The 7,843-nt window shown below is 62.4% G+C and carries 5 protein-coding genes; 3 read left to right on the top strand and 2 right to left on the bottom strand.

Annotated features, from left to right (window positions below; genetic code table 11):
* Positions 1–105: 105 nt before the first annotated feature.
* The 3 genes from NKH13_RS35300 to NKH13_RS35310 are packed head-to-tail and all read left to right on the top strand — an operon-like array spanning position 106 to position 3,288.
* A complete protein-coding gene (locus tag NKH13_RS35300) occupies positions 106–1,353 on the top strand; it encodes a tyrosine-type recombinase/integrase (RefSeq protein WP_352917444.1) in 1,248 nt (415 codons plus the stop codon).
* Entirely contained in the window at positions 1,350–2,300 is a 951-nt protein-coding gene (locus NKH13_RS35305) for a tyrosine-type recombinase/integrase (protein ID WP_352917446.1), read from the top strand. The genes NKH13_RS35300 and NKH13_RS35305 overlap by 4 nt, the downstream gene beginning before the upstream one ends.
* Positions 2,293–3,288 carry a tyrosine-type recombinase/integrase gene (locus NKH13_RS35310; RefSeq protein ID WP_352917448.1) on the top strand — a complete coding sequence of 332 codons (996 nt, stop codon included), beginning with the start codon at positions 2,293–2,295 and terminating at the stop codon, positions 3,286–3,288. Before NKH13_RS35305 ends, NKH13_RS35310 begins: the two co-directional genes overlap by 8 nt.
* A 292-nt stretch (positions 3,289–3,580) precedes the next feature.
* Here the strand turns inward: NKH13_RS35310 and NKH13_RS35315 are convergent, their stop codons facing one another.
* Together NKH13_RS35315 and NKH13_RS35325 are read right to left on the bottom strand one after the other, a co-directional pair.
* Positions 3,581–5,575, bottom strand: a complete 1,995-nt coding sequence (locus tag NKH13_RS35315; RefSeq protein WP_352917450.1) for a BTAD domain-containing putative transcriptional regulator — start codon at positions 5,573–5,575, stop codon at positions 3,581–3,583.
* 1,296 nt (positions 5,576–6,871) lie between these two features.
* A complete protein-coding gene (locus NKH13_RS35325) occupies positions 6,872–7,540 on the bottom strand; it encodes a DUF924 family protein (protein WP_352917452.1) in 669 nt (222 codons plus the stop codon).
* Between the last annotated feature and the right edge of the window lie 303 nt (positions 7,541–7,843).

Below are 7,843 nucleotides of genomic sequence, written 5' to 3' on the forward strand. Positions count from 1 at the left end.
TGGCTGCTTTATTTAACAGATCATTGAGCACCTTCTACGCAGCAGGGTTTTCGTCACGGTGCTCAGTGCGAAAGCTTGAGCCTCAACCAACATGGAGGCACAAGTATGTTTGAAGCAATCTTCTTTCCTCGAACTGCAGAGAGATATCGAGCAGCGCCGCTATCCGAGCCACGCGCTCAATACCTTCGACACCTTAATGAACTGGGCGCTCGCCGAACAACATTACGAAAGCATGCGAATGATCAACTCAGTCTCGTCCGACTACTGGATTTGCGAGAAGGCGTCCGGGTCAGCGTTCCCCAAATAGAAGACGCAGCAGCAATCTGGGCCCTGCCAAAAGGACACAGATACGCTGGGGCAGCTTCGCCCAAGGCGAAGGCGCACTTTGTCGGTCGCGGAATACAATGGCTGCGCTTCCTGGGGTGGCTCGACGAGCCCGAGCATAAGCATCACCCGCATCACGCAGAGATCGTGATCTTTGAGAGGTGGCTGCGCCAGGAGCGCGGCCTCTCCAACGCGACCGTACAAGCCTACTGCGCCGCCGCCGACCACTTCTTCTTCTGGGCGGCTGAAAGGGGTGTTGCCTTGAACGCCATCCGGATGGCGGACATCGACGATGTCATTGCGGCAGAACATAAGCGAGGGGTCTGGAAGCGCCGATCAATACACGACTACGCTCAGCGTCTGAGGGCTTTCTTCGTGTTTGCCGAAACGCGCGGCTGGTGCCGCGCCGGGCTGGCTGCGGGTATCATGGCGCCCCGATTTATGGCCGATGACAACGTGCCGAAGGGCCTCGGGCGCGAGGATGTTCTGCACCTGCTCGCTTCTGTTGTGGGAGATCGCGCGGTCGACAAGCGCGACACGGCGATTCTGATGCTTCTCATCGCCTACGGGCTGCGGGCCGGGGAGGTCCGCGGCCTGCAACTGGACGATCTGGACTGGGAGAACGAGATGCTCCGTGTCCGCTGCCCGAAGCCCGGACGGACCCATCTCTGGCCGCTGTCGCATGAGGTCGGACATGCCATCCTGCGCTACATACGGGAGGCACGGCCATCCGGCTTCGGGCGTCGCCTCTTCTTCACAGTTCGCGCGCCGATCCGACCGCTCGGCAGAGCGGTTTTGGGCAAGATGGTCCATGATCGGCTGGCCGGCATTGGCATCGTCTCCGGCCGACGAGGTACGCATGTCTTACGGCATGCTGCAGCCCAGCATCTTCTGGATCAGGGCATGTCGATGAAGGTGATCGGGGACTTTCTCGGGCACCGCGACCCATCTTCCACAGCGATCTACGCAAAGGTCAATCTCGCGGCGCTTCGCGAGGTGGCGGCCTTCGATCTGGAGGGGCTGGCATGACGCTGCGCGAGGCTATCGAGCAATACATCCTCTGGCGACAGGCCCACGGCGCGAAGTTCACAACCGGGGCGAACCTCCTGCGTCGCTTTCTCGGATATGCCGACGGAGATGGCACGTGCGACGCGGTCGCCACGACGCAGGTGCTGGCCTTTCTCGCAGGAAAGGGGGCACTGTCCCGACACCGCGAGAACAAGTATTACGCCCTTGCCGGCTTCTGGCGGCACGCGATCAGCCGTGGCGATGCGACTCGCTCACCGCTTCCGAACAGCGAACCGAAATCGCCGCCCCGGACGCCACCGTATATCTACTCGCATGACGAGTTGCGACGGCTCCTTGACCCTGCGACCTTGGAAATCAGCCGGCGCGGCGCGGTTCAGTTCGACGCAGTGACATTCCGGACTCTGCTTCTTCTGCTGTACGGAGCCGGATTGCGCTTCAGCGAAGCGACAGGTCTCACACTCGCGGACGTCGATCTGGCGGAACACGTCCTGACAATACGTGCCACGAAGTTCTACAAGAGCCGTCTGGTCCCGATCGGACCGCAGCTGGCGACGGTGCTGACCAACTACATGCCGCTACGGCGGCGCGGCGAGCTTGCCCAAGGCGAGACCTCCTTCCTTCTGGCGAATCGGGACGGCACGCGGCTCGCCAGCAGCACCGTTCAGGCCGCATTCGACGCACTGCGGCGTATCACCGCGATCCATGGCATGGCAGGCGGGCGACAGATCCCGCGCATGCACGACCTTCGGCACAGCTTCGCGGTTCACAGCCTGACTGCCTGGTATCGTCGGGGAGCGGATGTGCAACGATTGCTGCCCGTTCTCTCCACCTATCTCGGCCATTCCGATCTGGAAGGCACGAAGGTCTACCTGTCGATGACGCCGGAGCTTCTGCAGCAGGCGTCGCTGCGGTTTGCACACTATGCCGTCGGGGGTGAGAATGCATGAAGTTGTAACCCTCGGCCCATGGCTCCGACGCTTCCTGTGCGAGCATATCGTCACCGAACGAAATCTGGCCCGAAACACCCGCACGAGCTATCGGGACACCTTCAGCCTTCTTCTGCCGTTCGTCAGTCGCAAGCTGCGCAAACCCGTGGACCGGCTGGCGGTGCGCGATCTCACCTCCCGGCAGGTGCTGGAGTTCCTCGCGCATCTGGAGGAAGATCGCGGCTGTTCCGCCCGGACCCGCAATCAGCGGCTTGCCGCCATCCGGGCATTCGCCCGCTTCATCGGGAGCCGGGATCCCGCCCATGTCGAATGGTGCGGTCATATCCGCGCCATCGCATCGAAGAAATCCATGCCGTCACCGGTCGGATGGCTGACCCGGGTGGAAATGGAGGCCATGCTCGCCGTGCCCGACCGCAAAACCAAGCGGGGCCGCGGCGAGTACGCGCTTCTGCTTTTTCTCTACAACACCGGGGCGCGAGTCTCCGAGGCCACGCAACTGAAGGTACGCGATCTGCAAATCGGGGGCGGGAATGGCGGTCACGATCTTGCCGCGCTGCACGGGAAAGGCGGCAAGACGCGCCAATGCCCACTGTGGCCAGAAACCGAACGAGTTCTGGCCCACGAGATCCTCGGTCGCTCGGTCGATGACGCCGTATTTGTCAGCAGGCTCGGAACGCCTTTTACTCGCTTCGGGGTCTATCGCTTGATCGAGCGTTGCGCGGCCCGGGTGCCGGAGCTGACTGACAGAACGATAACCCCGCATGTGATCCGACATACGACGGCCTGCCATCTGGTTCTCGCCGGCGTGGACATCAATACAATCCGCGCCTGGCTCGGCCATGTCTCGATCAGCACCACCAACATCTATGCCGAAATCGACCTCACGCTGAAAGCCAACGCCGTAGCTCTTTGTGAAGTCGGTCAGCCGCGCCCCGCTCGCTCATGGAAGGAGGACAAGGAACTCATGGCCTTTCTGAAATCGTTGTGAGTCAGGAGTATGTTGCGACACCTAGAGCAGCCCTTGGCTTTCCTACAATGTCGGCCGTGAGCAGATTCTAGCCATTTGCCAAGTGCTGAAATCGCGAACGAACACGAGAGATATTGCGTTTGCGCAAGCTGCAAGCTTTCGAGACATCGTTTTGCAGGCGGTCACAACATGCTAATGCTGTGGCCAATTAAACGGCGCGCAATGATCGTGGGCCGGTAGGATCGCTATCCTAGCCAGGGCGCAGGGGGCGATCATGTCATCCAAGTTGAAACCAAGGATGGGCCGAAGATAGTCAGCGCTCGGGCAATCCCGCCTGCTTCAAGGCTTCGACCACCCGGTCTGCCCATTCCGACATGTGCGTAAAGAACGGCAGCGATCGGTATCGCTCGATCGTGAAGTCCGGCTGGGCGGCGAGCAGCTTTTGCGCGGCCCAGCGGGCGGTCTCCAGATCGCCGCTCATCGCCGCCCATGCGGTGAGATACCGATAGGACATGATGATGTCGGGGTGGGCGGCTATGACCTCACGCGCGATCGCAACGGCCTGGGAGAGAGAACCCGCCATGGCCATCGAAGAGGCCATTCCCAGTCTCATGGCGAATGCGAACGGATCCATCGGGCTCAGTGTCATCGCCCGTTGGAACCGTTCCGGCGCGCAGGCGGCTTCGCCCTTGTAGATCGCGATCCAGCCATGGCGTGCCCATGCCCACGCGTTGTTCGGATCGAGCGTGAGCGCCTTTTCGATGAAGGTGGCAGCGCGCTGCTGGTCACCGCACATGCTCAATGCCGAACCGGCGGCGGTCAATGCAGTTGGATCATCGCCGATCGAGCCCGCGGCTTCGACCGCCGCACGCGCTTTTTTCAGCTCGCTTTCCGGGTGCTCGGCCCACAGATATGCGGCGTTCGAGGCGTGGCACCAAGCCAGAAGCGCATGGGCGCGGCCATAGGCCGGATCGACTGCGATCGCTTTCTTGAGCAGTTCTATCGCCTGGTCGTTGGTGTCCTTGCGGCGGCCCCAAATGTTCGGATAGGCGCGCATGACGATATCGTAAGCCCGCAGGCTGGTCGGCGGCTTGCTCTTGGCCAATTCGATTTCGGCGCCGCGGATGGCTGGATGGATGGCGCCCGCTACCTGCGCCGCGATCCTGTCCTGGAACTCGAAAACGTCTTCGATCGCACCCTCGTAGCGCTCGGACCATAGTTGTGCCCGTGTCTCGGCATCGACCAACTGCACGGAAATGCGCAGCCGGTCGCCGCCCCGGCGCACAGTGCCTTCGACCACGTAGTCGACGCCGAGTTCCCTACCCACCTCGCGCACGTCGACGAAGCGTCCCTTGTAGGTGAAGGCGGACTGGCGCGCGATGACGAAGAAGTCGCGGACGCGCGACAGCGCGGCGGTGATCTCCTCGACGACGCCGTCGGCAAAATACTCGTCGTCCGCCCCGCCGAGATTGTCGAAGGGCATAACCGTCACCGAAGGCTGGTCGTGCGGTCTCGGCGGCGTGGCGACTGACTGGGCCGGTTGGATGGTGTCGTGCGTCGGCCCGGTCTGGCGATTTCCGCCTCGCGTTTGCAGCGACGCCGCCAGTGACTGCGTCTCGGCCTCGGGTTCCACGCCCAGATGCTTCTTCAGCAGCGCGCGGCAGGACTCGAACTGGCGCAGGGCCGCGTTCTCATGCCCCCTCGCAGAGTGGATGCGCATCAACGCCCGATGTGCGGGCTCAGCGGTCGGATCCGAGGCAAGCAGCCTTTCCGCGAGCCGTTCGCAGGCCGCTTCATCCGCGGATCCGGCTTCGGGCAGCGCGAGGCTCAGGCGTTCCACCAGTTGCAGCGCTTTCTGCCGGTATCTGACCTGATGCGGGCCGAACCATTCATCCAGACCGTCGGGAATGACTTCGCCCGCAAGGACGTCACCACGGTAAAGCTCGGCGGCGAAGGCGAGGTCCGCCGTCCCGCCCTCTGCGAGCTTGCGCTCGAAGAGCCATATATCCGCTTCGTCCGGGCCTGCCGTCAGCGCGACCGTTTCCTGATCCCCATCGATGGAAATGGCCGCATTGCCGGCGGCGGGAAACCACCGCCTGATGTCGGCCAGCGCCTGGCGCAGGCTGTTGCGCGACTGCGCATCGCCTCGTCCCGGCCAAAATCCTTCGCAAAGCCGTTCGCGAGTGGCGCCGCGGCGACCCGCCAGGACCAGGGCGGCAAAAAGCAGTGCCGACTTGCGCGTTGCGAAGCGGACGGGCTGGCCCTCTCCGGACATCACTTCGAGACCGCCAAGCAACCGGATACGCACGACCCCTCTCCAGATTTCGAACGAGCCAGCAGAATAGCATCTTCGCCGGTCGATTTAACGCAGATTTAACGGCGGTCCATCGGACTTCCCACGATTGTTCACGCCCTGCTGAACAACCGCAAATCGCCCCCGTGACAAGCTGCGACCGTAATCTGGAACAGGAGAGCAAAATGGCTCACACGGAAGCTCACGCAGAGAGCTGCACATCGAAACACCGGCTGCTTGGGAAAGCGTCGATCAGCATGGCAGCAGCAGTCGCAGCCTTCACAGCCTGGCGGCGGACCGTTGCAGGGCGCAGGGCGTTAGCAGACCTGACGTCCGATCAGTTGAAGGACATCGGCTGTCAGGAGGTCCCCAGACCTACGTTCTTCGTCAGGGTCGGGGTCGGCCTCATGACGGACCTGATGTCGATGAGATGAGGCGGAACCAGATGGCAAAGGCGCTGCGAGCGCCGCCGATAGGCAGGCAGAATTCAGCAAAAAATCAGCCGCCGTTCAGGACGAAAGGCAGATTTTGCGGCCATGCTTGCGGAACAGCGGCGAGCAGTCGGTACCCTGCTGCCGCCGTCAACAATGGAGGTCGATCATGCATGTGAGGATCGATGCGCCGGTTGCGCCCACCACGCTGACGCGGGGGGAAGCACTTAGCATCGTTTCTGCGGGCATTGCCGGTCCCTGCTGCGGCGAGGCCCATGAGATGTTGGCCTGGCTCTACCTGCTGACACCTTGCGAGGCGGGCGCGGAACCGCCCGCCGAACGCCCCCGCCCATGGCTTCGCCTGCGCAGCCTCTTTCAGACTTGACCTCGCCTATGCCTGCCGCTCCCATGGACGATGTGCAATTAGGCGTGTCGATGGGGCAAGGGCCTGGCGCTACGGATCGGCGGCGCGGTTCTCGATCTTGACCGGGGTACGCTCCGGCGTGACGGCAAGATCGTGCCGGTCCGGCCGAAAACCCTAGAGCTGCTTGCCTTCCTGACGCGCAATCCCGGCCGGGTGCTGAGCAAGAACGGCACCTTCAGATCAGCCTAGGAAATTCCCATTAAAGGCCCGATGCAGAACCACATGTCGTTGGCCGGCGATGGCACCGCGTGAACAGTAGGGCAAAGTCGCCCGCCGTCGAGGCAATGCGGGGCGGACCGAAAAGCGGTCGCAAGCGAGATGCGTCGCCCAGGCTTAAAACCAGGATCAAACGGATCACCCGAGACGCACGACGGCACCGTCAGCGACGCAGATACTGAGACGGAGCGTTTAGCAGGCTTTTGAGCGCGCCTCCGTCACGCTGTTGAGGCGCGCCTTCTAACGTTTGTGCGGGAAATCCCCAAGCTCAATATAAGCGACCTCCTCCGGGGTGGACGCGCGCCCGAGGACAGCATTGCGGTGCGGATGACGCCCAAAGCGAGCGATGACATCGCGGTTCTGATACGCCCGGGTCAAACCGGCTTCGCGAGCCGGGAGCAGATGCATGGGTCCCAGATCGAGCCGCGCCTTGGTCAGCGCAATCATCTGTTCCGCCCGCTCAAGTTGGTCTGGCCCCTCAGCATGTATCAGGGGTAGCGTAAAGAACACCTTCTCCCAAGAATACTCCAGCGCATCGTACTGCCCGTTCCGCAGCCCCTCTTTGGTGATCGCCAGCGCCTGGAGGTCGTATTCGAAGGCCCGACGGGTTCCCGCCCACAGTCCGCGAGGAAACTGGTCGAGGACAAGGATAAGCGATAGTCGCCCCCGCGGGGATGCCAGCCATTGATCCAATTCGCCCCGCATCGCCGCCTCGACCAGCGGTTCGAACGGCAGCAGGCTGGCATTGGTGCTGCCGTCAAACCATCGGTCCGAAATCCGTCGGTAACCGTCAAGATCAATCGCGGCAAGTTCGGGCGGGAACCACAAATCATAGACCGGATGCCAACCGTCGGCCGTGTTCGAAGCTCCCGTGAGGCCATAACTCTTGTATCCTGGTGGTAGGGTCAAATTGCTACTCCTCGGATCAAGTCTCAACGATTCTACAGCAAACCAGCAGAAATCCTAATGCCGGGTCGCGCCGGAGGCGTACAGGAAGCGGCTCGGCGAACACGACACCGCGTTTGTTTTTCCATTCGGCTGAAGACTACGGTGCGAACGAGCGGCTCAAACAGGGCGTGCTCGCCCGCTCGGGAGTCCAGCGCATCGCCGCGCCGGAGCAGTTCTGATGCCCCCTCGTCGGATCTGCCGGGACGGTCCAGAATTGTCTGTTACCTCGTCCGGACCGCTCCCCGGCGCATGAAGCGAACGACG

The sequence above is a fragment of the Mesorhizobium sp. M1348 genome, assembly GCF_040317925.1.
Classification (GTDB): Bacteria; Pseudomonadota; Alphaproteobacteria; order Rhizobiales; family Rhizobiaceae; genus Mesorhizobium.